Origin of the sequence: Streptomyces sp. NPDC001507, assembly GCF_042894765.1 — a bacterium.
Taxonomy (GTDB): domain Bacteria; phylum Actinomycetota; class Actinomycetes; order Streptomycetales; family Streptomycetaceae; genus Streptomyces.
In genome coordinates this window covers 144,431-169,015 of the sequence record NZ_JBIAVV010000007.1, presented here as the reverse complement: position 1 = coordinate 169,015, position 24,585 = coordinate 144,431, and the positions used below count along the sequence as shown (strand labels likewise).

Below are 24,585 nucleotides of genomic sequence, written 5' to 3'. Positions count from 1 at the left end.
CCGCTCACACCAGGTTCGACTCCGGGCGCGGGGCGTCGGCCGCGAACCGGCCGGCGCCGAGCGGGCCGACGTCCAGGAAGGGCGCGCGGCCCAGGTACAGGTCGCGGACCACCTCGCCGACGGCCGGTGCCTGGAGGAAGCCGTGACCGGAGAACCCGGTGGCGTACAGGAACCGGGAGACCGCGGGCGCCTCGCCGATCAGGGCGTTGTGGTCCGGGGTGTTCTCGTACAGGCCCGCCCAGCCGCCGGTGCGGCGCAGGTCGAGCAGGGCCGGGGCCCGGCGTTCCATCGCCGCGTACAGGCGCGGGATCCAGCGGTCGTGGGTGTCGGTGGCGAAGCCCGGCCGTTCGTCGGGGTCGGACATGCCGAGCAGCAGTCCCGGGCCCTCGGCGTGGAAGTACAGGCTGGTGGTGAAGTCGATCGTCATGGGGAGCGTGGGCGGCAGCCCCCGGACCGGCTCGGTGACCGCGATCTGGCGGCGCAGCGGCTGCACCGGTAAGTCGACGCCGGCCATCGCGCCGACCGCCCGCGACCAGGCTCCGGCCGCGCAGATCACCGTGTCGGTGGCGATCCGGCCGAGGGTGGTGTGTACGGCGGTGACAAAGGCGCCGTCCCGTTCGATGCCGGTGACCTCGGTGTGGCGCAGGACGCGGGCGCCGTGGGCGCGGGCGGCGGCCGCGTAGCCGTGCACGACGGACTCGGGGGTGCAGTGGCCGTCGTCCGGGGAGTAGGCGGCGGCCAGCAGTCCGTCGGTGGTGATCAGCGGGGAGAGCCGGGCCGCCTCCTTCGGGGTCAGCATCCGGCTGGGCACGCCGAGGTGGTTCTGCAGCCGGACCCCTGCCTCGAAGGAGGCGACCTCCTCGGGGGTGGAGAGGAGGAACAGGTAGCCGACGCGGCGCAGCCCGATGTCGTACCCGGTCTCCTCGCCGAACCGGGCGAAGGCCTCTAAGCTGCGCGCGCCCAGCTGGACGTTGAGCTCGTCGGAGAACTGGGCGCGCACCCCGCCCGCGGCCTTCGAGGTGGATCCGGCGGCGAGTTCGTCGCGTTCGACGAGGACGACGTCGCGGACGCCCGCCCTCGCGAGATGGCAGGCGATGCTGGTGCCCATCACCCCGCCGCCGATGATCACGACCTGGGCCCGAAGATTCACGCGTGTACCTCCTGTCGGTCTCCCCCGATCCTTCCCCGGGAGGCCGCCCGGTACCTCAGGACCAGTGCGCCACCGCGTCCAGGTGGGGCAGCACGTGGTCGAGCCGCTCGCGCTTCGTCCGCAGGTAGGTGATGTTGTTCTCGCACGGCTCGATCAGCAGCGGGACCGTTTCGGCGACCTCGATGCCGTGCCGTACCAGGGACTCGCGCTTGCGCGGGTTGTTGGACATCAGACGTACCGAGCGCACCCCGAGGTCGCTCAGGATGCCGGCGGCGACCCCGTAGTCGCGGGCGTCCACGGGCAGGCCGAGCGCGAGGTTGGCCTCGACGGTGTCCAGGCCCTCCGCCTGCAGGGCCATCGCGCGGAGCTTGGCGAGCAGGCCGATGCCGCGGCCCTCGTGGCCGCGCAGGTAGACGACGATGCCGCTGCCTTCGGCGACGACCGCGCGCAGCGCGGCGGCCAGCTGGTCGCCGCACTCGCAGTGCTGGGAGCCGAACGCGTCCCCGGTCAGGCACTCGGAGTGCAGCCGGGTCAGCACCCGGTCGCTGTCGATGTCCCCGTAGACCAGGGCGACTTGCTCGTCGCCGCGGTCGTGGTCCAGGTAGCCGATCGCCTGGAATTTGCCGTACACGGTGGGCAGCGGTGCATTCACGACGCGTTCCACGCCCGAACGCCGTGGGGACTTGCCGAGTACGCCGATGTTTTCTGTCATGATCTGATTCCTAAGCAGAGACGAAAGGCCGTGAAAAGATGAGTGGTTCGGGCGCGCGTACGGCGGCATACGGCTTGTTGCCGGCGGACACTACGGAAGAGGTACGGACCAGGGGGGCGGGCGTTTCAACACAGGTCGCCGTCCTTCCCGTGGGGAGCTTCGAACAGCACGGCCCCTACCTTCCGCTCGCTACCGACACCCTCGTCGCCTGTGCCGTCGCCCGCGAGATCGCCGCCGCGTACCCGGTGCACCTGCTCCCTCCGGTGACGGTCTCCTGCTCGCACGAGCACGCGGCCTGGCCGGGGACCGTCAGCATCTCCGCGGTGACCCTGCACGCGGTGGTGAACGACATCGCCGGCTCGCTGCGCCGCTCGGGTGTCGAGGCGCTGGTCGTGGTCAACGGCCACGGCGGCAACTACGTGCTGGGCAACGTCGTGCAGGAGGCGTCCGCGCGGGGCGAGCGGCTGGCGCTGTACCCGGCCGTGGAGGACTGGGAGACGGCGCTCACGCGGGCGGGGGTCGAGACCTCGGCGCTCTCCGACATGCACGCCGGAGAAATCGAGACCTCCATTCTGCTGCATGCTCATCCCGAATTGGTCCGCCCTGGTTACGAGTCTGCCGATTTCACCGCTGACGACCGTCGTCATCTCCTCACCCTGGGAATGTCCGCCTATACCGAGTCGGGCGTCATCGGCCGCCCTTCCCTGGGGTCGGCGGAAAAGGGGAAGGAACTCCTGTCGAGCCTCGCGGATTCCTTCGGCGCGCTTTTCGAACTGCTCACCGCCGGGCGGGAGTAGCGCAGTCCGGCGTACCAGCGGACGACGAGGACCACCAGACCGGGCAGGGCCGCCACGAAGCTGAGGACGCCGTAGACCACGGCGGTGGCGAGCCCGCTGTCCGCGCCGAGGCCGGCCGCGGCGAACGCCCAGGCGGTGACGCCCTCCCGGGGGCCCCAGCCGCCGACGTTCAGCGGCAGGCCCATCGCGACCAGGGCGAGGACGGAGATCGGGACGAGGACCGCCACGGACGCGGCCGACCCCGCGACCCGCGCGGCCACCACGAACATCCCGACGTGCCCGGCGAGGATGACCGCCGAGGACAGCGCGACACCGGGCGCGTTCCGCCGCGACAGCAGCGCGCGGCGGGCCTCGCCGAGGGTGGCGCGCAGGGCACCGGCGCGCTTGCCCGGAGCCTTGTTCATGCGGACGGCGACCACGATCGCGCACGCGCCGGCCAGTCCGGCCGCCGCCAGCGGGGCGAAGCTGCGCACCTCGTCGCGGACCGGCGAGGGCAGGATCAGCAGCGCGGCCGCCCCGAACACCGCCAACGCTGTCTGCCCGGCGGCGCGTTCGAGGACGACGGCGCGGACCCCGCGGCCGATGTCGCCCTCGCTCTGCCCGTGCCGGACGGCCCGGTGCACGTCGCCGAGGACTCCGCCGGGCAGGGCCGCGTTCAGGAACAGGGCCCGGTAGTAGTCGCCGACGGCGGGCCCGAGCGGCAGCCTCAGGCCGAGGCTGCGGGCGACCAACTGCCAGCGCCAGGCGCTCAGTACGGTCGTGACCGCGCCGATCACCAGGCCGGCCACCAGGGTCGGGGTGTCGATCCGGCGCAGGCCGTCGAGGAAGACTCCGGTGCCGAGCCGCCACAGCAGCACGGCGATGATGGCGGCTCCGGCGACGGTGCCCAGGTGGGTGCGGACGGCGCGGAGGTTGAGGCGCCTGGGCACGGCGAGCGGGGCGACCGGCGCGGTCTCCCGGACCAGGGTCGGGGTGCTCATGAGGTGCCTCCGGTCGGCCGGGCGAGCGCGAGCAGGTCACTGTGGTGCACGACGACCCGCAGTTCGCCGGCCGCGTTGGCGGCGAGCCGCTCGGCCAGGTAGGCGTCGGCCCGCTCGGCCAGTTCGGGGCGTTCCTCGACGGCGGCGCCGACCCAGCCGCGCAGCCACTGCTCGGTGAGCGCCTTCTCGTCGGGGCCGAGCCGCCACGCGCTGGGGTGCAGCTTCACGGTGGCGCCCCGGTCGGAGAACGCCTCGCAGGCGGCGGTGACCGCGTCCGGGCCGAGCAGGCCGCCGCGCCGCTGGTGGGTGTTGAAGGCGTCGGTGAGCTCGGCGTCCAGCGGGTGGGCGGGGGTCAGTTCGACCCGCCCGGCGACCGAGAGGGTGAGCAGCGCGGGGCAGCCGGCCCCGGTGCAGGCCTCGGCGAGGATGTCGACCTCCTCCCGGGTGAGGACGTCGAGGAGCGCGGACGCGGTCACCAGGGAGGCGCCGATCAGCGCGTCGGGGGTGAGCCGGGCGATGTCGCCGCGCCGGGTCTCCACGGTGACCCGGCTGCCGTCGGCGGCCGCGCGGGGCGAGGCGACGGCGGCGAAGTGCAGCAGGTAGGGGTCGCGGTCGTGCAGGATCCAGTGCTGGGAGCCGTCGAGGCGGGGGGCGAGCCAGCGGCCCATCGAGCCGGTGCCGCAGCCCAGGTCGTGCACGACGATCCCGCCCGCCTTGCCGGGCAGGTTCGCCAGCCGGATCCGCAGCGGGTCCAGCAGGTCGTTCGCCCGGGCGGCCGCGTCCGCGCTCTCCCGCAGCTCCAGCCACTCGGGCGCGTACCGCGGCGGCTCCTCGGGCCCGGTCTCGCGCAGCCGTACGGTGGCCCGCTCGCCCGGCCGGACGGCGGGACCGGCCCCGGGTATCACCTCGGAGGGTGCCTGTTCGTGTTCTCGTCCCACACCCGCATCCGTAACATCCGTCGGTCCCGGCTGCGCGGGTATCGCGCCGACCGGAGCAGTGGTCGTGGTCTCGCTGGTCATGCCGCCCTCCGGGGTTCGTCAGGGAGCCGCAGCAGGACTCCGGCGAGGCTGCGGGCGGTGGTCGCCCAGCCGTCGAGTGCCGCCCGGCGGCCGCGTGCGGCGGCCTTGAGACGGCGGCGTACGTCCGCCTCGCCGAACCAGCCGCGCAGTTCGGCGGCGAGCGCGGCGGGGTCCTCCGGCGGCACGAGGATGCCGGGTACCCCGCCGTCGGGGGCCCGGCCGACCGCTTCCGGCAGGCCGCCGACGTCGGTCGCGAGCACCGGGATACCACGGGCGAGGGCCTCGGTGACGGCCATGCCGTAGGTCTCGGCGTACGAGGTGAGCACCATCAGGTCGGCGGCCGCGTAACTGGCGTCCAGGTCGGCTCCGGCGCGCGGGCCCGCGAGGTGCAGGCGGTCCGTCAGCCCGTGCCCGGCGATCAGCGACCGCAGGTGGGCCACGTACTCGGGAGCCGTGTCGAGACCGCCGACGCAGGTGCAGGTCCACGGCAGGTCCCGGACGGTGGCGAGCGCCTCGATGAGCCGGTGCTGGCCCTTGCGCGGGGTGACGGCGGCGACGCACAGCAGGTGCGAGACGCCGTCGGTGCCGCCGGCCAGCGGGGCGATGTCGGCACCCGGCGCGGCCACGTGCACCCGTTCGGGTGCCAGGCCGTGATGCGACACCAGCCGTCGTACCGCCCAGTCGCTGGTCGCGATCACTGCCGGCACGGCGCGCAGCACCGTCCGCTCGCGGGCGTCCAGGTCGGCGGCGACGGCCGCGTCGAGGCCGGTCTCGGCGCCGAGCGGGAGGTGCACGAGGACGGCGAGCCGCAGTCGGTCCGTCTCCGGTACGACGATCTCCGGTACCCCGCAGGCGACCAGGCCGTCGAGGAGGACGACCGTGCCGTCGGGCAGTTCCCGCAGGGTGCGGGCGAGGGCGTCGCGGGCGGCGGTGCCGGGGCGCGGCCAGGAGCCGTCGATCGCGTGCTTGGTGACCTGCCAGCCGAAGCCGGGCAGGTCCAGGCAGACCCGCCGGTCGTAGGCGTTGCCGCCGCTCGGGCTTGCCGGGTCGTCGACACCGCCGGGCATGACGAAGTGCACGTTGCGCAGGGACATGGGGAGGATCCCGATGCTCGCCGGAGCCTTGCTGTCGGTGGTGGCCGCACGCTGCGCGGGCACGTAGGTGAGGGCCGACGGGCGGCCGATGGCCATGTCGGTCACAGGGCACGCTCGTAACTCGCCCAGGCGACGTGGGACTCGTGGAGGGTGACGGTCAGTCCGGCGAGGCCCCGGGCGCCCTCGCCGAGCGCGCCCTTCTCGATGCGCTCGGCGAGCCGGTCGGCGATGACCTTCGCGAGGAACTCCGTGGAGGTGTTGATCCCGGCGAAGTCGGGCTCGTTGTCCAGGTTTCTGTAGTTCAGCTCGCTGACCACGGCGCCGAGTTCCTGGGTGGCAAGACCGATGTCGACGACGATGTTGTCGTCGTCCAGCTGTTCACGGCGGAAGGTGGCGTCCACCAGGAACGTGGCGCCGTGCAGTCGCTGCGCGGGCCCGAACACCTCGCCGCGGAAGCTGTGGGCGATCATGATGTGATCGCGGACGGTGATGCTGAACAACGGACGACCCTCCAGGTGCGGCGCGTCTGGTCCCCCGGCTGATCCCTGCCGGGGGATGCCCTTAATACGGTTCTCGGCTTCCCCGCGTTCAGTCCACTCTCACTCTTTTCTCAGGTCAGGACCTCTTGGCGGCTCGCACCGGCCGTCATTGGACGTTCCGTCAGCCGTTGTCGCCGTAGCGGACCCGGTGGCAGAGGGCCGGAAGCTCCCCGGAGGCGAGCCGCGGGAGCACCTCCGGCAACTCCTCGAACGCGCTTTCCCCCGTGATGAGGGCGTCCAGCGCCGGATCGGCCAGCAGGTCCAGGGCCAGGGTGAGCCGGTCGGCGTAGGTGCGGCCGGCCCGGGCGGCCGGGGAGACGGTGCCGACCTGGCTGCTGCGCACGGTGAGCCGGCGGGAGTGGAAGGCCTCGCCGAGCGGGAGGGCGATCCGCCGGTCGCCGTACCAGCTCAGGTCGAGGACCGTGCCCTCCGGCGCCAGGAGTTCCAGCGCGCGGGTGAGGCCCTGCTCGGTGGCGCTGGCGTGCACGACCAGGTCGCACTCCCCAAGGGCGTCCCCGGGGGCCGCGAAGTCCACGCCGAGGGCCTCGGCGGTCTTGGCCCGGGCCGGGTCGGCGTCGACCAGCTGGAGCCGGACGCCGGGGAAACGGGCGAGCAGGGCGGCGACCGAGCAGCCGACCATGCCGCCGCCGATGACCGCGATCCGGTCACCGAGCAGCGGCGCCGCGTCCCAGAGGGCGTTCACGGCGGTCTCGACCGTGCCCGCGAGTACCGCACGTGCCGGGGGTACCCGCTCCGGTACCACCGTCACCGCACTCACCGGAACGACGTAACGCGTCTGATGCGGATACAGACAGAAGACCGTACGCCCGACCAGTTCCCCGGGGCCCTGCTCCACGACGCCGACGCTGAGGTAGCCGTACTTCACCGGACCGGGGAAGTCGCCCTCCTGGAACGGCGCCCGCATCACGTCCTGCTGGCTCTCCGGCACCCCGCCCCGGAACACCAGTGTCTCCGTGCCCCGGCTGACCCCCGAGTACAGCGCGCGCACCAGCACCTCGCCCTCGCCGGGCTCCGCGAGGGCGACGTCACGCAGTTCTCCGTGGCCCGGGGAGCGGAGCCAGAACGCGCGGGCCGAGGAGTTCATCGGCATCCTCCTGAACGATCGGGAAGTGGTTCACGTACGGAGTTGTGCACAGCGAGAAGTGCACAGGCCGCGCACAGTACGCGGCGTTGATCGACTCTGTCACTCGGCCGGAGGACGTGCGGTGGCCCTGAACAACACTTACGAAGCCAGGCTGGTACAGCAGGAGACCGCTGTGGGAGCGGGCGTACAGATCCTGTTGCTGGCCCTGCTCGGGACGGCGATCGGCATGGGGCCGGCCGGCTGGCTTGTGGGTCTCGCGTTCGCGATAGCCACCTGGGCGGTGCTCTCCCGGGCCCTGCACCGCACCCGGCCGCGCTCCTTCGGCCCCGCCAACCGGGTGACCCTCGGCCGCGCGATCCTGGTCGGCGGCGTGACGGCCCTGGTCGCCGACTCCTTCGAGAGCTCCCCGCCGGTCACCCTGCTGGTCGGCCTGACGGCCGTGGCCCTGATCCTCGACGGCGTGGACGGCAAGGTGGCCCGGAAGACGGGTACGTCGACCGCGCTGGGCGCCCGCTTCGACATGGAGGTCGACGCGTTCCTGATCCTGGTGCTGAGCGTGTACGTGTCCACGCGGCTCGGGCCCTGGGTGCTGCTGATCGGCGGGATGCGCTACGCGTTCGTCGCGGCCGCGAAGATCGCGCCCTGGCTGAACGCCCCGCTGCCGCACTCCATGGCCCGCAAGACGGTCGCCGCGATGCAGGGCATCTGCCTGCTGCTGGCCGGCGCGGACCTGCTGCCCTACCTGGCCGACCTGGGCGTGGTGCTGCTGGCGCTCGGCTCCCTGGTGTGGTCCTTCGGCCGGGACGTGCGGTGGCTGTGGCGCAACGCGCGGCCGGCTTCCCCGGCGGCGGTGCCCGCGGCCTCGGCGGAGCGGGTACCGGACTCCGCAGAGGAGCTGGAGCTCCTGGAACTGGCGGTGCGCTGAACCCGGGCACGCGGAAGGGGCCCGGACCGTTCACCGGTCCGGGCCCCTTCCGCGTCCGCCTGCGGACGTCGGCCTACGACTTCGCGCCCCGGGTCCTTACGACGGCGAACGCGGCGGCCGCCAGGCCCAGGACGCCGGCGATCAGGCCCGCGATGCCGAGGCCGCGGGCGGTGGAGTCGCTGGAGCCGGCGGCCGTGGTGGTCGCCGTGCCGCCGGTCTTGGCGGCCGGTGCGGCCGACGCGGCGGAGTCGTCGCCCGCGGCGTCGTCGCCGGCCGCGGTGAGCTTGAGCGTCGGCGCCGGGTTCTCCGGCTCGTCGCCGCCGCTCTGCTCCTCCTCGATCCAGCGGACGACCTTGCCGTCGGAGTAGGTCTGCAGGGTCTTGAAGGTCAGCTGGCCGGTGTCCTCGGGCAGTTGCCCGAAGGCGACGTCGAAGTCCTCGAACTGGCCGGCGCCGATCTTGCCGCCGGTCCAGGTGATCTCGGAGGCGGCCTCGGTGATGGTGCCGTCGTCGGTCTTCACCGGCGTCTTGAGCTTGGTGGTGGTCACCTTGGCGGTCCAGCCGTCGTGCGGGGTGACGAGGACGCCCAGGACCGGGTGGTCGGTGGGCAGGTAGACCTGGACCTTGGTGGTGGCGGCGGTGTCCTCCTCGTTGGGCACGCGGAAGGTCAGCACGCCGTCGGTGGCGCCCTTGGCGTAGCTCTCGGGGTGGACGATGACGTGCGCGGCGGCGATACCGGCGGCGGCCAGGACCGACGCGGCGGTCAGCGCGGTGACGGTGGCGGCGCGGCGGAGGGTGAGTCGGGTGGTGGACATGAGTGAGTCGATCTCCGTACGAGTGAAGTCTGTGAGCGAGTCCTGCGGGTGTCAGGCGGGGTACGGGATCGGGTTCGGGGGCCCGCGCCGGCTCACCGCGTGCCGCAGCGCGAGCAGCGGGCGGGGCCGTATCGGGGCGGCCGGGGCCAGGCGGGGGCCGCCGGCCGGGGCGGGCAGCGGGGCGTCGAGCCACCAGGCGGCCAGCCCGGGGACGAGCGCGGCGGTCCGCCGCGGCAGCGACCACAGCGCGGCCTCGCCGCGCCGCAGCCACCAGGAGGCGATGAGCGCGGCGACGACGTGGGCGAGGGTGGCGTGCGCGGTCAGGACGTGGACGTGCGGATACTGCTGCGCCATCCCGCGCGCACCGGCCGTACCGGTCATGCCCGCCATGCCGGCCATACCTGCCATGGCGTGACCGTGCATGCTCATGGGGGACATGGCCGTGGCGGTCGCGGGAGCAGCCGGGGTGACCGCGCGGGCCGCGTCGAAGCCGAAGTGCAGACCGGCCTGGGTGAGCAGCATGCCGACGCCGATCTCCGGCAGTCCGCGCTCCCGCCCCGCGAGGGCCCGCCCGAGGGCGAAGACGGCCACGAAGGCGGCCGCGTCCGCCCACAGCGGCGGCAGGTCGCCCATGGCCAGGCCGTGCCCGGCGGCAGCCAGCAGCACGCACACCGCGGCGAACACCGCGGCACGCAGGCTCCGTACCGCCGGCGACGCATTCATGGTGAGCGATCCTCCCACGGTGGGGTGGTACGGGGCGCACGGACGCCCCGTTCACTCGTGGCCCGGATTTTGCTGTGGGATGGCCGCGGCCTGCTGTGCGGGGGGCTCGACGCCTGGGGCATCCCGTACGGCAGCGACGCGCACGACGTCGTCACGCTCGTCGCGGCCGAGCTGTGTGCCAACGCCGTGCGCCGTGTGAGCGTCACCGCCTTCGGGGCAGGTCAGACCATGCCGACGCCGTTCGAGTAGGACTTCATGTTGTAGGTTCCGAAGCCGTTCTCCACGGGGTCGCCGGCGTTGTTGACGCAGTGCAGGATGCCGCCGCCGCCCGCGCCGTTGAGGCAGACGGTCATCAGCGAGGTGAAGACGACGCCCGGGGTGTCCGGGACCTCGTAGGCGCGGTCGGTGTAGATGTTCGCGTTGAGGTCGAAGTAGGCGTAGCTGCCCAGGCCCCAGGCGTGGTGCTCGGTGACGTGGTCGCCGACCTTGTAGGCGGCGAAGCCGTTGGTGTTGCCGTGTCTCCAGGCCGACTGCGTCGGGACGTCGTAGGGGTGCTCGTTCTGGAAGAAGTAGGTGCGGCCGTGGTTGCCGTTCCAGAGCACCTCGTAGTTCTGGTGGTGCTCGACGAACAGGCCGTACGTGGTGACCCGGTCGCCGTTGACGAGGAAGCCGACGCCCGCGGGGTTGACCGACCAGCCGACCGTGCCGTCGAGGCCGTGGTCGGCGCGCCAGGCCCAGACGTGGTCGACGATCACGTCGTTGCTGTCGATCTGGATGCTGACCCGGGTGCCGCCGGGGACGGCGCCGCCGATGCGCGGGAAGACGTCGAAGAGGGCGGTGGGGCGGTGCGCGTGGATCCTGCGGCTGTGGCCGTCGCCCACGCGCAGCAGCACGGGGGAATCGGCGGAGGCGGCCTCGAGGATCACACCGGCCACGGAGACGTCACCGATGTCGGCGACCTCGATGAGCGAGTTGCCCTTGACGGCCTGGAGGGTGGGCAGGCCGAGGCCGAGCACGACGGTGCCGGGCCGGGAGATCCGCAGCGGCGCGGACAGCGGGTAGATGCCCGGGGTGAGCAGGAGGTGCTTGCCGTGGGCGAGCGCCGCGTTGATGCTCGCGGCGGAGTCTCCCGGCCGGGCGACGTGGAACTCGGTCAGCGGGATGCTGTGTCCGGCGGCCGGCCCGGCGGCCCAGGAGGTGCCGGTGCTGTCGCGGCGCAGCGCGGGCACGAAGACGTGGTAGGCCCCGCGTCGGTCGACGGTCAGGAACGGCTTCTCCCGGACCACCGGGGTGCGGTCGACGGTCGTGTACGGCGGCGTCGGGAAGGACGTGGCGGGTGCGCCCTGGACGCCGACGAAGACCATGTTCCAGTTGGCGCCGGTCCAGCTGCCGATGGTGTCGTTGCGGGACAGCCACTGCTGCTGCGAGCCGGAGTTGATCTGCCCGTCCACCACGCTGTCGGCCAGGAAGCCGCCGCTGGACCAGCCGTTGCCGGGCGGGCTCGGCATGAGGATCATGTTGCCCTTGACGTGGACGCGGCGCATCGGGCCGGCCTGGGCGACGGCCCAGCGCTCCAGCCCGTCCGGCGGGACGACGGTCAGGTTCTCGGCGGCCCGCCAGAAGTCCTGGGTGCCGTTGCCGCCGAACCACTGGGCGTCGACGGTGACATGGCCGTTGATGACGACGTCCTCGGGGCTGGCGCCGAGCCCCAGTACGTGGGTGTAGAAGCCGACGTTGATCTCGACGTTGTACGTGCCCGGCTGGAACGCCAGGGCGTACCGCTCGGTGCCGAACTGGTTGGACTGCTGGACGGCGAACACGGCGTCGATCTGCGCCTGGATCGCCGCGTCGCCCATCGATGTGTCGAAGACCAGGACGTTGGGCCCCAGACCGGCCGTACCGTGGCCGGCCGCCCCGGCGGAGGCGGAGGACGACGCGAAGGCGGATCCTGGGGTTGCACCGGCCAGCGGCACCGCTGCGGCAGCAGCCGCGGCCCCACGGAGCACGGCACGGCGAGAGGGAATCACGGACACGGCTCTCCCTGAAGGTGGTGGGCAAACGGGACGCGGCTGGTCCCCAACCGCGAGAGAGCGCTCTCAGCCACGGAGTGAATCATCGCCGGTAAGCAGCGTCAATAAGTCTGCACCAATAACAAGGGGTCCCGCGTGACGAGTTGGCGCGTCGGCAGGCCGGTGCCCCGGGCTGGCCGGACGCACGGCGTCCTCGACGTCGTACGGTCCGCCGACGGCGACATGAGGGAGGAGGCCGTCGAACTGCGCCGTGACATCGGCATGCTGCTGCTCGCGCGGGGGTTGGCGGCAGACGCTGCGGCCATGCACCGAAGTTCGGATTGCCGGACTCCTCCGTACGCACGTCGAAGCGCGGATCAACGAGGCGCCCATCGGCCTTGGACTTCGGTTCGTACTCCCACTTGGCGGCTTGGACGACAGGCCCATGCCGTCCCCCAATTGCTGGTGTTCTCCCGCGCACACAATGTCCACAACCGGTGACTGCCGCCGCGCCGCAGGTGACAACGGTTCGGCGGCAGCGCACCTGAAGGCCGGCTATTTCTTCTGCTCCACCCGCACCCAGTCCACCTCCGCCTGCACTCCCCCGGCCGCGATCTTGTCCACGCTGGACTGCGGGAGGCCCCAGTAGGGGGTGGTGGCCTGGTTCCAGCCGGCGGGGTAGGCGCCGCCGAGGGCGAGGTTGAGGATGACGTACTGGTTGTGGTTGTAGACCCACTGGCCGCGGGTCGACTCCAGGACGTTGCGGGTCGTCTCCTGGACCAGGGTGTCGTCGACGTAGAAGCGCATCGCCGTCGGCGTCCACTCGACCGCGTAGGTGTGCCACTGGTCGGCGGTGCCGCCGTTGGGGAAGGTCTGGCGGGCGCCGATGTTGCCGTCGGCGGAGTAGCCGGGGCCGTGCAGGGCGGTGCTGGTCCAGGTCGGGTAGCCGATGTTCTCCATGATGTCGGTCTCGCCGGAGGCCGGCCAGGAGACGGACGGGTCGTCGACGTTGCTGCCGAGCAGCCAGAAGGCGGGCCAGAAGCCGTCGCCCACCGGGAGCTTCATGCGGGCGCTGACCTTGCCGTAGGTGAAGTCGAAGTGGGTGTTGGTGTCGATGCGGCCCGAGGTGAAGTCGTAGGTGCCGCCGCCCGCCTGGGTGCAGCCCTTGCAGTACTTCGCCTTGAGGATCAGCTCGCCGTTCTGGGTCTTGATGTTGTCGGGCGAGTCGACGTACGCCTGGGCCTCGCCGTTGACCGAGCCCATCTCGGTGCCGGTGCGCACGACCCGCCACTTGGAGCGGTCGAGCGAGCTGCCGGTGAAGTCGTCGAAGAACGTCGTCTGGTAGGTGCCGGACTGGTCGGCGGGGAGGGCGGGGTAGGCGGCGGAGGCGCTGCCGCCGGTGCCCCAGACCTGGAACTCGTAGAGGGAGTAGCCGAACTGGGCGGTGGCGGGGGCCGGGTTGTAGAAGCTGCGGCGCTCCTTGCCGAGCATGCGGACGTAGCGGCCGGTCGTCGGGGAGGAGAGGGTGACCTTGTCGTGCAGGCCTGAGGCGTCCGAGGGGGACACGACGTTGGCGCGGCGGGTGGCTATGTCGGCGGCCGACGGCTCGTACACCGTGCGCCAGTTGACGTTGTCGTCGGAGACCTGGAGCAGGTAGTCGACGGCGTACGCCGACTCCCAGTAGAGGTCCACGGAGGAGATCGTGGAGGTGGCGCCGAGGTCGACCGAGATCCAGCGGTCGGCGTTCCAGTCGCTCGACCAGCGGGTGGAGTCGCCCTTGAGGTCCGCCGGCCAGCCACCGTCGGTGGCGAACGCCGGTGAGTTGCCCGCGTGCTGGTAGTAGTTGGAGTACGCCGGGTGGTTCAGGGCGAGGTTGGTGACGGTCGAGGAGGCGGGGGCCGGTTCGCCGCCGTAGACCTTGAAGTTCCAGAGCGAAAAGCCGTAGGGGGTGGCGCGCTCGATGCCGCGCATCCGGACGTAGCGGCCGGTGACCTCCTGCGGGTAGGTGTGCGCGGTGACCGAGCCGCCGGTGCCCGCGGTCTCGGTGTAGAAGGGCGTCCAGTCCGTGCCGTTCCTAGAGGCCTCCAGGACGTACCTCTTGCCGTACGCGGCCTCCCAGTCGAGGACCACGCTGTCGATGCGGATCGTGGTGCCGAGGTCGATCTCGATCCACGCGTTGTCGGCGAAGTTGCTGGACCAGCGGGTCGCGCCGTTGCCGTCGAAGGCCATGGCCGGGGTGGTGCCCGCGTTCTCGTAGCCGGAGGCGGTGACGGCGTTCGGGTTGGCCGCGTACGCGGTGTTCGCGCGGTCGGTGTCCCAGGTCGCGGCGGTGGCGGCCGAGGATGCCGGGGCGGCCAGGACGGTGCCGGAGGTCAGCAGGGCGGCCGCCGCCACGGCGGCCAGGACGGTACGGGGGATGCGGAACGGGGATGGCATGCGGGTCTCCTGAGCTTCAGTGGTCCGTCTGAGCGTTGGCGTTCCGTTCGGTTTGTGTTGTGGGCATGACAGATCAAGCTCCGTGCCTGGTGCTCGTACGTACGGCGATGCCGCGGGACGGTCGTAGGTGCGGTGGGCGCGGTACTCCCCTGGACCGCGCCCACCGCGGTGTGTGTCAGGCCGCCCGGCGGGCCTGTCCCCGGTGGTCGCGGATGATGTCCGCGTACCGGTGGCCGCTGCCCTTGATCGTGCGGACCTGGGTCCGGTAGTCGACGTGGACCAGGCCGAACCGCTTGTCGTAGCCGTACGCCCACTCGAAGTTGTCCAGCAGCGACCAGGCGAAGTAACCCGCCAGCGGGGCCCCCTTGCGGGCCGCCGAGGCGCACGCCGCGAGGTGGCTGACCAGGTACTCCTGGCGCTCGGGGTCGTCGATGGTGCCGTCGGGGCGGACCACGTCCGGGTAGGCGGAGCCGTTCTCGGTGACGTAGATCTTGCGGGCGCCGTACTCCTCGGTCAGGCGCAGCAGCAGCGTCTCGATGCCGCTCGCGTCGATCTCCCAGTCCATGCCGGTGCGCGGGACGCCGGGGCGGTAGACCGAACGGGCGTAGGGCGCGGGGCCGCTCGGGTCGTTCTCGATGTAGGCCGGGAAGTAGTAGTTCAGGCCCAGCCAGTCGAGCGGGGTGGCGATGGTCTCCAGGTCGCCGGCGCGCTCGGGGAGTTCGACGCCGTAGGTCTCGACCATGTCGGCCGGGAAGCCGCGGCCGTGCACCGGGTCCAGCCACCAGCGGTTGACGTGCCCGTCGTGGCGGCGGACGGCGGCCGCGTCCTCGGGGCGGTCCGAGGCGGCGAACACGGTGGAGAGGTTGTTGACGATGCCGACCTCGGCGCCGGGCGCGGCGGCGCGGATCGCCTGGGCGGCCAGGCCGTGGCCGAGGAGCAGGTGGTAGGAGGCCCGGACGGCGGCCGTGAGGTCGGTCCAGCCGGGGGCCATCTTGCCCTCCAGGTGGCCGATCCAGGCGGAGCAGGACGGCTCGTTGAGGGTGGTCCAGTGCTTGACCCGGTCACCGAGGCGCTCCGCGACCACGGAGGCGTACGCGCCGAAGTGCTCGGCGGTCGCCCGCTCGGGCCAGCCGCCACGGTCCTGGAGGGCCTGCGGCAGGTCCCAGTGGTAGAGGGTGACCGACGGGGTGATGCCGGCCGCCAGCAGGGCGTCGATCAGCTCGTCGTAGAAGTCGAGCCCCTTGGCGTTGACCGGGCCGTCCCCGCCGGGCCGCACGCGCGGCCAGGCGACCGACAGCCGGTAGGCGTTGGCGCCCAGTTGCCGCATCAGGTCGATGTCCTCGCGCCAGCGGTGGTAATGGTCGCACGCGACGTCGCCGTTGTCGTCGCCTGCGATCTTCCCCGGGGTGTGCGAGAAGGTGTCCCAGATGGAGGGTGCACGGCCGTCCTCGGCGACGGCTCCCTCGATCTGGTACGCCGCGGTTGCCGTGCCCCACAGGAAGTCGTGCGGGAGGGCGGCGAGGTCGATGGTCACGAAATTCCCTTCGGAACTGGCTTCGTTGCGAAGCGGGTTCACTTGACGGCGCCGGCGGTCAGCCCGGCGACGAGGTAGCGCTGGAGGAGCAGGAAGCCGGCCACGACGGGAACGCTGACCACGAGCGAGGCGGCCATGATCTGGTTCCAGTACACGTTGTTGAGCGTGGAGTAGCCCTGGAGGCCGACGGCCAGGGTGCGGGTGGTGTCGTTGGTCATCACCGACGCGAACAGCACCTCGCCCCAGGCGGTCATGAAGGCGTAGACGGCGACCGCGACGATGCCGGGGATCGCGGCGGGTACGACGATCCGCAGCAGCGCGCCGAGCGGCCCGCAGCCGTCCACCAGCGCCGCCTCGTCCAGGTCCCGCGGGACCGAGTCGAAGTACCCGATCAGCATCCAGATCGAGAACGGCAGCGAGAACGTCAGGTAGGTGAGGATCAGGCCGCCGCGGGAGCCGAACAGGGCGATGCCGGTGGCGTTGCCGATGTTGACGTACAGGAGGAACAGGGGCAGCAGGAAGAGGATGCCCGGGAACATCTGCGTGGACAGCACGGTGACCGTGAAGACGCGCTTGCCGCGGAACTCGTAGCGGCTCACCGCGTAGGCGGCGAACACCGCGACGACGACCGAGCAGACGGTGGCCGCGACCGACACGATCAGCGAGTTCACGAAGTACCGGGCGAGCGGGATCGTCGACCAGATGTCGATGTACGGGCGGATCGTGAGGCCGCTCGGCAGCCAGCGGAACTTGCCGGTGACGTCCGAGAGGGGCTTGAGCGAGCTGGAGATCATCACGTACACGGGGATCAGCACGAACCCGGTGAGCAGCGTGAGGAAGATCCGCCGGGACCAGAGGAAGGACCGCGGCGGGGCCATGGGCGAGCTAGACATCCGAGGTCCTCCGTCCGCGCGAGGTGAACACCAGGTACACGCCGGTCACCACCAGCAGGAAGAGCAGCAGGAGCACGGACATGGCCGAGCCGGTGCCGAAGTTCCAGGTGACGAAGGAGGCCTGGTAGATGTGGACCGAGATGAGGTCGGCGGCCTCCGGTGCGGACTTCCCGAACAGCACGTACGGCGTGTTGAAGTCGTTGAACGTCCACAGGAACAGGACCAGGATCAGCACCTGGTTGACCGGGCGCAGCGACGGCAGGGTGATGCGCCGGATCTGCTGCCACATGCCGGCGCCGTCCAGGGCGGCCGCCTCATACAGCTCCCGGGGGATGTTCTGGAGGCCGGCCATCACGATCAGGAAGGCGAACGGCCAGCCCTTCCACACCGACACGATCAGCAGGGCGTAGAAGCTGTTGTCGCCGATCAGCCAGAAGGACGGCTTGTCGGTGAGGTGCAGTTGGTCGTGCAGGACGTGGTTCACCAGGCCGTTGTCGTGCTGGAACATGAACACCCAGGTGATGACGGCCGCGTAGACGGGCAGCGCGTACGGCACCAGGAACAGGGCGCGCAGCAGGCCGCGGCCCCTGAAGGTGTCCTGCATGAACACCGCGGCCGCGGTGCCGATCAGCCAGCACAGGCCGACGGAGAGCAGGGTGAAGCCGACGGTGACGAAGAACGAGTGCAGCAGGGCCTTGCCGATGGGGGCGTTGAACTCGACCGACAGCTTGTAGTTGTCGAATCCGGCCCAGGGGGCGGTGGTCCAGTCGCGGATGTAGAACTGGGTGAGCTCCTTGAAGCTCATCACGACGCCGATGACCATCGGGACGAGGTGGACGAGGAGTTCGAGGAGCAGGGCGGGCAGGAGCAGCAGGTAGGGCAGTCCGATGCGGCGGATCCGCCCGGGGCGGCGGCCCGAGCCGCCCGCCGCCCCGGGGGAGTTCACCCGCGCCGGTTCTTGCACGGCGGTGGTGGTGGTCGTCATGGTGCTCAGGCCGCCGGCATCTGCTGCTGGGCCTTCTCCAGCTCGGCCTTGACGGAGTCGGTGGTGATGGCGCGGCCGGCGGCGGCGTCGGCGAACAGGTTCTTCACGGCCGTACCGACGGTGGTCTCGAACTGCGACTCCGCCGCCACCTGGGGCAGCGCCGCGGCGCTGGTGGCGAGGGTGTTCTTCAGGACGGAGTTGGCCGGGGTGTTGAAGGCCGCGTCCTCCTGCGCCGTCTTGACCGGCGGGATGGAGCTGTAGGCGGTGTTGAGGATCTTCTGCTCGTCGTCGCTGGTCATGAACTTCACGAACTTGGTGGCGCCGTCGAGGTTCTTGGTGTTCTTGAAGACCGCCAGGTTGATGCCGGCGACCATCGAGTTGACCTGGGTGCCGGTGCCGGGGGTGCCGGACTGGACGGGCACCGGGGCGATGCCGTAGTCGCTGTCGCTCATGCCCTGCGACTTGAGGTTGGAGGAGGCCGACTGCCACAGCAGCATGGCCTGCTTGCCCTTGGCGAAGTCGCTGACCGACTGGTTCTGCGCGTACTCGGCGTCACCGGTCGGGATGACCTTGTCCTTGGCCATCAGGTCGACGTACTGCTTGACCGCGGCGACGATGTTGTCGTTCGTGAAGTCCGGCTTGCCGTCGGAGGTGAAGAAGTCGGCGCCGTGCTGCTTGGCGAAGACGAAGACGTGGTGGATGTTCTCCGAGACGTTGCCGCCCTCGGCGCCGAGGACCGACTTGCCCTTCGCCGATATCTTCTTGCCGTCGGCGATCAGCTCATCCCAGGTGGCCGGAGGCTTGGCGATGCCGGCGTCGGCGAAGATCTTCTTGTTGTAGTAGAGCGCGTACGCCATCGAGTACAGCGGTACGGCCGCCGGGTCCTTGCCCTCGGCGCCCGTGGAGCCGAGCGCGGAGTCGACGAAGCGGTCCTTGCCGCCGATCTTGTCGAAGTTCTTGGCGTCCCAGGGCAGCAGCGCGCCGGTCGCCTGCAGCGAGGCGCTCCAGGTGTTGCCGATGTTCAGCACGTCGGGGCCCTGGCCCGAGGTGGTCGCGGTCAGGATCCGGTTGAGCAGGTCCGACCAGGGCACGACCTCCAGCTTGACCTTGATGCCGGTCTGCTTCTGGAACTTGTCGAGCTCCGGCTGGAGCACCTTCTTGTCGACCTCGATGCTGGCACCCTGGTTGGAGGCCCAGTAGGTGAGCGTCTTCGGGGAGTCGTTGGACCCGCCGCCGGTGGACGAACCGCCACCGCAGGCCGTGGCCGCGAGGGCGAGAGACATGGTGACGGCGCCTACGGCCGCGGCTCGGATGCTGCGCATGGCTCCAGCTGTGCCTTTCCGGGAGACGAGAACCCCGAGAGGGCTTCGCGAAGGCCGGCGCCCGCTAGTGCGGACGCCTGGACCGACGTTCGGCTTCCGAAGCCCCTCATGGCTTAATTTAGGACGTGAGTTAATCCCCCGAAGGCTGGCTCGTCAAGGCATCCGGCACGGGCATCTGTGCAGGCGGGCCGGGGAACAGCCGGTTCCGGAGCGATGCTACGCCCACCCCCGGCGGCGTGACCTGGGCCGAAGCCGGATGACCTGCGCGGAGAGCGGCCGGACGCCGTTCCACAACGGTTGTGTCTCGACGGCGGTTGCGGGTGGCGGAGGCGGGGGCCGAGCACGACACCGGGAGCGGAGGGCGGAGCACGACACCGGGAGCCGGGGGCCGAGCACGACACCGGGAGCGGAGGCGCGAGCACGACACCGGGAGCCGGGGCCGGAGCACGACACCGGGAGCCGGGGCCGGAGCACGACACCGGGAGCCGGGGCCGGAGCACGACGCCGGGAGCCGGGGCCGGAGCACGACGCCGGGAGCGGGGGCCGGGGAGTTCTTCCCCGGTCCCCGCCCGGTGTCACCGGGCCGGCGGGGCCGGTGCGTGGCCCGACGGGCGGGCGGTGAAGGTGCCGCGGCCCTGGGTGCGGCCGCGCAGCCGGGTCGCGTAGCCGAAGAGTTCGGCCAGCGGCACGGTGGCGGTGAGCACCGCCGCGCCGCCCCGCGCCGTGGAACCGGTGACCCGGCCGCGCCGGGCGGCCAGGTCCCCGAGGACGCCGCCCACCGCGTCCTCGGGCACGGTGACCGTGACCTCGGCGACCGGCTCCAGGAGCGTCATCGCGCAGGCCCGCAGGGCCTCCCGGAGGCCGAGCCGCCCCGCCGTGCGGAACGCCGTGTCGGAGGAGTCCTTCACGTGCGTCGAGCCGTCGGTCAGGGTGACCCGCAGCCCGGTGACCGGATGCCCGCCGAGCGGCCCCTCGGCGAGGGCGTCCCGGCAGCCGGCCTCGACCGCGCGGACGTACTCCTGCGGCACCCGGCCGCCGGTGACCGCCGACCGGAACTCGAAGCCCGCCCCGTACCCGCCTTCGTGCCCGAGGGCTTCGACGTCCAGGACGACGTGCGCGAACTGGCCCGCCCCGCCGGTCTGGTGGACGTGCCGGTGGACGAAACCGGTCACCCCGCGGGTCACGGTCTCCCGCAGGGCGACCCGCGGCCGGCCCACCGTCACCTCGGGGCCGCCGTCCCGGCGGATCTTCTCCACCGCGACCTCCAGGTGCAGTTCCCCCATCCCGGACAGCACGGTCTGCCCGGTCTCGGCGTCGGTGCGCACCGCCAGGGAGGGGTCCTCCTCGGCCAGCCGGGCCAGCGCCTGGGCCAGCCGGCCGGTGTCGGTACGGCGGCGGGCCTCGACGGCGACCGAGACCACCGGTTCGGCGGCGGCCGGCGGTTCCAGGAGCAGCGGGGCGTCCGGAGCGCACAGCGTGGCGCCTGGGCGGGTCGACCGCAGCCCGACGACGGCGACGATGTCACCGGCCACCGCCCGGTCGAGGGGTTCGTGCCGGTCGGCCATGACGCGGAGGATGCGCGCCACGCGCTCGGTGCGGCGCGTCGCCGGGTCCCACACGGTGTCTCCCTTCTCGATCGTGCCGGAGTAGACCCGGACGTGGGTGAGGCGTCCGGTGGCGGTCGCGGTCACCTTGAACGCGAGCGCCGCGAACGGCCCCTCGGGGTCGGCGGCCCGCCGCTGCTCGGTGCCCTGGTGGGTACCGCGCACGGCGGGGACGTCGGACGGCGCGGGCAGGTAGGCCACGGCCGCGTCCAGGAGCGGTTCGATGCCGCGGTTGCGGTAGGCGGAGCCGCACAGCACCACGACGCCCTCGCCGCTCAGGGTGAGGTCGCGCAGGGCGCCGGCCAGCGTGGCGTCGGACAGCCGGCCGGGCGGCGCGCAGAACTCGTCCAGCGCGCCCGGGTGCAGCGCGGCCACCGCCTCCTCCAGCGCGTGCCGGCGCCGGTCCGCCGCCTCCCGCAGTTCCCGCGGAACGGGGCCCTCCGTCGCCGTACCGCCGTCGTCCGCCCAGACCAGCGCGCGCATGCGCACGAGGTCGACGACGCCGGTGAAGCCGTCCTCGGTGCCGATGGGCAGCTGGACGGCGAGCGGGGCCGGGTGCAGGCGGGTGCGGATCGACTCGACTGCCCGGTCGAGGTCGGCGCCGGCGCGGTCCAGCTTGTTGACGAAGGCGATCCTGGGGACGCCGTGCCGGTCGGCCTGCCGCCACACCGACTCGCTCTGCGGCTCGACGCCGGCGACCGCGTCGAACACGGCGATCGCGCCGTCGAGGACGCGCAGGGAGCGTTCGACCTCGTCGGCGAAGTCGACGTGGCCGGGGGTGTCGATGAGGTTGACGCGGTGGCCGTCCCAGGCGCAGCTGACGGCCGCGGCGAAGATGGTGATGCCGCGGTCGCGTTCCTGGGGGTCGAAGTCGGTGACGGTGGTGCCGTCGTGGACCTCGCCGCGTCTGTGGATGGTGCCGGTGGCGAAGAGGATGCGTTCGGTGACGGTGGTCTTGCCGGCGTCGACGTGGGCGAGGATGCCCAGATTGCGGACGGCGGCAAGGGGGTTGGCGGAGTTCGTGCGGAGTTCGGTGCGCATGGCCCGGTGCCTCTCGGATGACGGTTGCCGGAATGGGCAGCGCGAATTCCCGTGCGGCGAAGCCCGCCCGTCACATGCGACGGAATGTCAGAAGACCTGCATATGACGGTGGTTGACTGATGCTGTCGCTCGTCACGGAGTCCGGTGCCGGCCGCGCGGCGGGCACCGGAGGGACGGGGACACCAGGATCACGTCGTACCGGGAAAGGGAGGGGGTTACGGCGGTGCGGTCCCGCATGGCCCTCTCCCCTCGTTCGTCCGGACTCGTCACGGCAGGACACCGCGGACGCGGGTCGCGGCTACGGTGCGTGACAGTGGATGAGTGTAGGCAGGGGGTGCGGGGCGCGGCATCCGGTTTTCGACCGGCCGTCCCGGTCCTTCAAGTCCCGGACGGCCGCCTGCTCTTCGACCGTCACCTCGCGGCCGCCCGGGAGCCGCTTACAGGGGGGCGCCGGGCAGAGCCGGCGTGGTTTCCTCCGCAGCACGGCGCCGGCCGCTGCGGGCGCGGCGGCCGGAGGAACCGGCGCGGCCGTGCTCGGCGCGACGCCCACGTCCGCCGGGGAGGCCACCGGCAGCGCCGAGACCGGCGCCTGGAGACCGGATCCGAACGCCCCCTGTTCACCCTCGCGGTCGTGCCGGGCACCCAGATCCTTCACTGGGGCAGCCAGGACAGCGTCAACCGGACGCCGCAGGAGGCGTCGTCGCTCGGGCTGCCGTGGCCGGCGGGCGGTCACGAGTACGCGGGCGCGGTCGACATGGTGTTCCACGGCAGGGTCGGTGCCATCCGGATCGCGAACCGCCCGCCGGCCCGGACGAGTTCCTGACCGCGCGGTGAGCCGGGGTCTCCCGTCTCCGGCCCGTCCGCCGGAGGCGGGAGACACCCCCGGCCGGAGCGGCGGCACGGGGAGGCGGGTCGGGGCGATACCGCTCGCGAATGGTATGGAGTTGGTCTAGTCCTCTTGACTGACGGGCCTCGGCGGCGGTTTGGTATGTACCAAATCCCGGCCCACCCCCCACCACCCCGCCCTCGATGGGCATCCCGAAAGGGCCACTGTCATGCACCTGGCAAGATTTGCGGCCTCCGCCTGTGCGCTCGCACTCGCGACGACCGGCGTCACCGTCGCGCTGGCCCCGGCCGGCAGCGCCGCGGGGAGCAGCGTCTACTCCGTGGCTCCCTATGTCGACATGTCGAACGGTCAGGAAGGACTGCTCGACACCGCCATCACGGGACACGGGCTCAAGGCCTACACGGCGGCCTTCGTCCTCGGCGAGGGCTGCAACCAGATCTGGGGCGACACGCTCCCGATAGGCAACGACTCCTACACCGACCCCGAGATCGCCAGGGCGAAGTCCGAGGGCGCCTCCGTCATCATCTCCTCCGGCGGGGCGAGCGGTGAGCCGCTCGCCTGGACGTGCTCGACCCAGAGCAGCATCGACGCCGGGTACCAGGCCATCATCAACGACTACGGCGTCACCCAGCTCGACTTCGACGTCGAGGGCGCCGCCATCGCGGACACCGCGGCCGCGGCCCGCCAGATGCAGGCGATGAAGGACCTCAAGGCGTCCAACCCGAACCTGAAGTTCTCCATGACCCTGCCGGTGCTGACGAGCGGGCTGACCGGCGACGGCGTCAACATCCTCAAGGCCGCGAAGACCGCGGGCATCAAGATCGACGTGGTCAACATCATGGCCATGGACTACTACGCGGGCACCGGCACCGAGATGGGCCAGGGCGCGGTCTCCGCGGCCAAGGCCACGCTCGCGCAGATGCAGTCCGTCGACTCCGGTTACACCTACGCCAACCTCGGCATCACGCCGATGATCGGCAAGAACGACGACGGCTCCACCTTCACGCTCGCGGACGCCCAGACGGTGGAGTCCTTCGCCGCGCAGAACGGCGTCGGCCGGCTGTCGTTCTGGTCGGCCAACCGGGACCAGCCGTGCAGCGGCACCGCCAACTCGCTCTCCACGTGCAGCGAGATCAGCCAGAACACGCTCGCCTTCACCGACGCGTTCGTGCCCTACGAGGGCAGCACCGGCGGTGGCGGCGGAGGCACCACCACCGACTTCTCGCTGTCCCTGTCGCCGGGTTCGGCCTCGGTCGCCCAGGGCGGTTCGGCGACCACGACCGTCGGCACGGCCGTCACCTCCGGCAGTGCCGAGTCCGTCAGCCTCTCCGCCTCCGGCGCGCCGTCCGGCGTCAGCGTCTCCTTCAGCCCCGCCTCCGTGACGTCCGGCGGCAGTTCGACGCTGACAGCGACGGTCGGCTCGTCCGTGGCCGCGGGCACCTACCCGATCACCGTCACCGGCACGGCCGCGAGCGGCAGCCACAGCGCGACCTACTCGCTCACGGTCACTTCCTCCGGCAGCGGCGGGGGCGGTGGCGGCTCACTGACCAACGCGGGCTTCGAATCCGGCAGTCTGAGCCCCTGGACCTGCACGGCCGGCAGCGCGGTGGTCTCCAGCCCGGTCCACAGCGGCAGCCACAGCCTGCAGGTAACGCCGAGCTCCAGCAGCACCGGCGAGTGCGACCAGAGCGTGACCCTGTCCGCCAACCACACCTACACCCTGACCGCCTGGGTACAGGGCCCGTACGCCTACGTCGGGGTCAGCGGCGGCGCCACCGCGAGCACCTGGTCCAACAGCAGCAGCTGGAACCAGCTCACGGTCAGCTTCACCACCGGCAGCAGCGGGGCGGTCACCGTCTACGTGCACGGCTGGTACGGCCAGTCCAATGTCGACGCGGACGACTTCACGCTGAGCTGAGCGCGGCACCACCACGAGGGGGGGGGGGGGGCGCGGGGGGGGGGGGGGGGGCGGGGGCCGCCGGCGGGCGGGGGGGGGGGGCCCCCTGCGGAGAGGGTAAGGAGGAAAAGTAGGGGGGGGGGGGGGGGGGGCCGGCTC

The 24,585-nt window shown here is 71.9% G+C and carries 20 protein-coding genes and 1 pseudogene; 5 read left to right on the top strand and 16 right to left on the bottom strand.

Translation table 11 applies throughout. From position 1 onward, the window contains the following. Positions 1-4: 4 nt before the first annotated feature. Together ACFY0K_RS23385 and ribA are read right to left on the bottom strand one after the other, a co-directional pair. Positions 5-1,150, bottom strand: a complete 1,146-nt coding sequence (locus tag ACFY0K_RS23385) for an NAD(P)/FAD-dependent oxidoreductase (RefSeq protein ID WP_390641477.1) — start codon at positions 1,148-1,150, stop codon at positions 5-7. A 55-nt stretch (positions 1,151-1,205) separates the two neighbouring features. Then, positions 1,206-1,862, bottom strand: a complete 657-nt coding sequence (ribA, locus tag ACFY0K_RS23380; RefSeq protein ID WP_388598353.1) for a GTP cyclohydrolase II — start codon at positions 1,860-1,862, stop codon at positions 1,206-1,208. 38 nt (positions 1,863-1,900) lie between these two features. On the opposite strand from ribA, the gene ACFY0K_RS23375 reads away from it, so the two are divergent. Further along, the gene (locus ACFY0K_RS23375; RefSeq protein ID WP_390641476.1) at positions 1,901-2,659 is read left to right on the top strand and encodes a creatininase family protein; all 759 of its coding nucleotides are present in this window, start codon (positions 1,901-1,903) and stop codon (positions 2,657-2,659) included. Positions 2,660-2,709: 50 nt separating this feature from the next. Here the strand turns inward: ACFY0K_RS23375 and ACFY0K_RS23370 are convergent. The 5 genes and pseudogenes from ACFY0K_RS23370 to ACFY0K_RS23350 form a co-directional block, all read right to left on the bottom strand. Further along, positions 2,710-3,639: pseudogene (locus tag ACFY0K_RS23370) on the bottom strand (YbhN family protein); the annotation flags it as partial. Next, complete coding sequence (locus ACFY0K_RS23365) at positions 3,636-4,658, bottom strand: trans-aconitate methyltransferase (RefSeq protein ID WP_390641475.1); 1,023 nt, start codon at positions 4,656-4,658, stop codon at positions 3,636-3,638. The gene ACFY0K_RS23365 and the pseudogene ACFY0K_RS23370, both read right to left, overlap by 4 nt. Next, positions 4,655-5,848, bottom strand: a complete 1,194-nt coding sequence (locus tag ACFY0K_RS23360) for a glycosyltransferase family 4 protein (protein ID WP_390641742.1) — start codon at positions 5,846-5,848, stop codon at positions 4,655-4,657. Before ACFY0K_RS23360 ends, ACFY0K_RS23365 begins: the two co-directional genes overlap by 4 nt. Positions 5,849-5,853: 5 nt before the next feature. Next, on the bottom strand, positions 5,854-6,252 hold the full coding sequence (locus tag ACFY0K_RS23355; RefSeq protein ID WP_093497951.1) for a 6-carboxytetrahydropterin synthase: 399 nt from the start codon (positions 6,250-6,252) through the stop codon (positions 5,854-5,856). A gap of 160 nt (positions 6,253-6,412) precedes the next feature. Continuing rightward, positions 6,413-7,396 (bottom strand): dehydrogenase, encoded by a 984-nt coding sequence (locus ACFY0K_RS23350; protein WP_390641474.1) that lies wholly within the window; start codon positions 7,394-7,396, stop codon positions 6,413-6,415. Between the two features lie 121 nt (positions 7,397-7,517). On the opposite strand from ACFY0K_RS23350, the gene ACFY0K_RS23345 reads away from it, so the two are divergent. Further along, positions 7,518-8,321 (top strand): CDP-alcohol phosphatidyltransferase family protein, encoded by an 804-nt coding sequence (locus ACFY0K_RS23345; RefSeq protein ID WP_390641473.1) that lies wholly within the window; start codon positions 7,518-7,520, stop codon positions 8,319-8,321. A gap of 73 nt (positions 8,322-8,394) precedes the next feature. On the opposite strand, the gene ACFY0K_RS23340 is transcribed toward ACFY0K_RS23345, so the two are convergent. Both ACFY0K_RS23340 and ACFY0K_RS23335 read right to left on the bottom strand, forming a co-directional pair. Further along, a complete protein-coding gene (locus ACFY0K_RS23340) occupies positions 8,395-9,135 on the bottom strand; it encodes a YcnI family protein (protein ID WP_390641472.1) in 741 nt (246 codons plus the stop codon). 51 nt (positions 9,136-9,186) lie between these two features. After that, complete coding sequence (locus tag ACFY0K_RS23335) at positions 9,187-9,858, bottom strand: hypothetical protein (RefSeq protein ID WP_390641471.1); 672 nt, start codon at positions 9,856-9,858, stop codon at positions 9,187-9,189. 57 nt (positions 9,859-9,915) lie between these two features. Here ACFY0K_RS23335 and ACFY0K_RS23330 point away from each other — a divergent pair, with 57 nt between their 5' ends. Then, the gene (locus ACFY0K_RS23330; RefSeq protein ID WP_390641470.1) at positions 9,916-10,107 is read left to right on the top strand and encodes a hypothetical protein; all 192 of its coding nucleotides are present in this window, start codon (positions 9,916-9,918) and stop codon (positions 10,105-10,107) included. Here ACFY0K_RS23330 and ACFY0K_RS23325 read toward each other — a convergent pair. From ACFY0K_RS23325 to fusA, 7 genes are all read right to left on the bottom strand, one after another. Beyond that, positions 10,080-11,885 carry an adenylyl cyclase gene (locus tag ACFY0K_RS23325; protein WP_390641469.1) on the bottom strand — a complete coding sequence of 602 codons (1,806 nt, stop codon included), beginning with the start codon at positions 11,883-11,885 and terminating at the stop codon, positions 10,080-10,082. The two genes, ACFY0K_RS23330 and ACFY0K_RS23325, sit on opposite strands and share 28 nt — an antisense overlap. Before the next feature lie 537 nt (positions 11,886-12,422). Continuing rightward, complete coding sequence (locus tag ACFY0K_RS23320) at positions 12,423-14,303, bottom strand: discoidin domain-containing protein (RefSeq protein ID WP_390641468.1); 1,881 nt, start codon at positions 14,301-14,303, stop codon at positions 12,423-12,425. Between the two features lie 175 nt (positions 14,304-14,478). Further along, positions 14,479-15,837: a GH1 family beta-glucosidase gene (locus ACFY0K_RS23315; protein WP_390641467.1), complete on the bottom strand. Its 1,359-nt coding sequence runs from the start codon at positions 15,835-15,837 to the stop codon at positions 14,479-14,481. Between the two features lie 38 nt (positions 15,838-15,875). Continuing rightward, positions 15,876-16,715: a carbohydrate ABC transporter permease gene (locus ACFY0K_RS23310; protein ID WP_351959383.1), complete on the bottom strand. Its 840-nt coding sequence runs from the start codon at positions 16,713-16,715 to the stop codon at positions 15,876-15,878. A 7-nt stretch (positions 16,716-16,722) separates the two neighbouring features. Next, positions 16,723-17,715 (bottom strand): carbohydrate ABC transporter permease, encoded by a 993-nt coding sequence (locus ACFY0K_RS23305; RefSeq protein ID WP_390641466.1) that lies wholly within the window; start codon positions 17,713-17,715, stop codon positions 16,723-16,725. A 5-nt stretch (positions 17,716-17,720) separates the two neighbouring features. Further along, the gene (locus tag ACFY0K_RS23300) at positions 17,721-19,037 is read right to left on the bottom strand and encodes an ABC transporter substrate-binding protein (RefSeq protein ID WP_390641465.1); all 1,317 of its coding nucleotides are present in this window, start codon (positions 19,035-19,037) and stop codon (positions 17,721-17,723) included. Between the two features lie 575 nt (positions 19,038-19,612). Next, positions 19,613-21,682 (bottom strand): elongation factor G, encoded by a 2,070-nt coding sequence (gene fusA / locus ACFY0K_RS23295; protein ID WP_390641464.1) that lies wholly within the window; start codon positions 21,680-21,682, stop codon positions 19,613-19,615. Between the two features lie 631 nt (positions 21,683-22,313). On the opposite strand from fusA, the gene ACFY0K_RS23290 reads away from it, so the two are divergent. After that, positions 22,314-22,505 carry a hypothetical protein gene (locus ACFY0K_RS23290; RefSeq protein ID WP_390641463.1) on the top strand — a complete coding sequence of 64 codons (192 nt, stop codon included), beginning with the start codon at positions 22,314-22,316 and terminating at the stop codon, positions 22,503-22,505. Between the two features lie 232 nt (positions 22,506-22,737). Then, positions 22,738-24,447 (top strand): carbohydrate binding domain-containing protein, encoded by a 1,710-nt coding sequence (locus tag ACFY0K_RS23285; RefSeq protein ID WP_390641462.1) that lies wholly within the window; start codon positions 22,738-22,740, stop codon positions 24,445-24,447. Positions 24,448-24,585 lie beyond the last annotated feature (138 nt).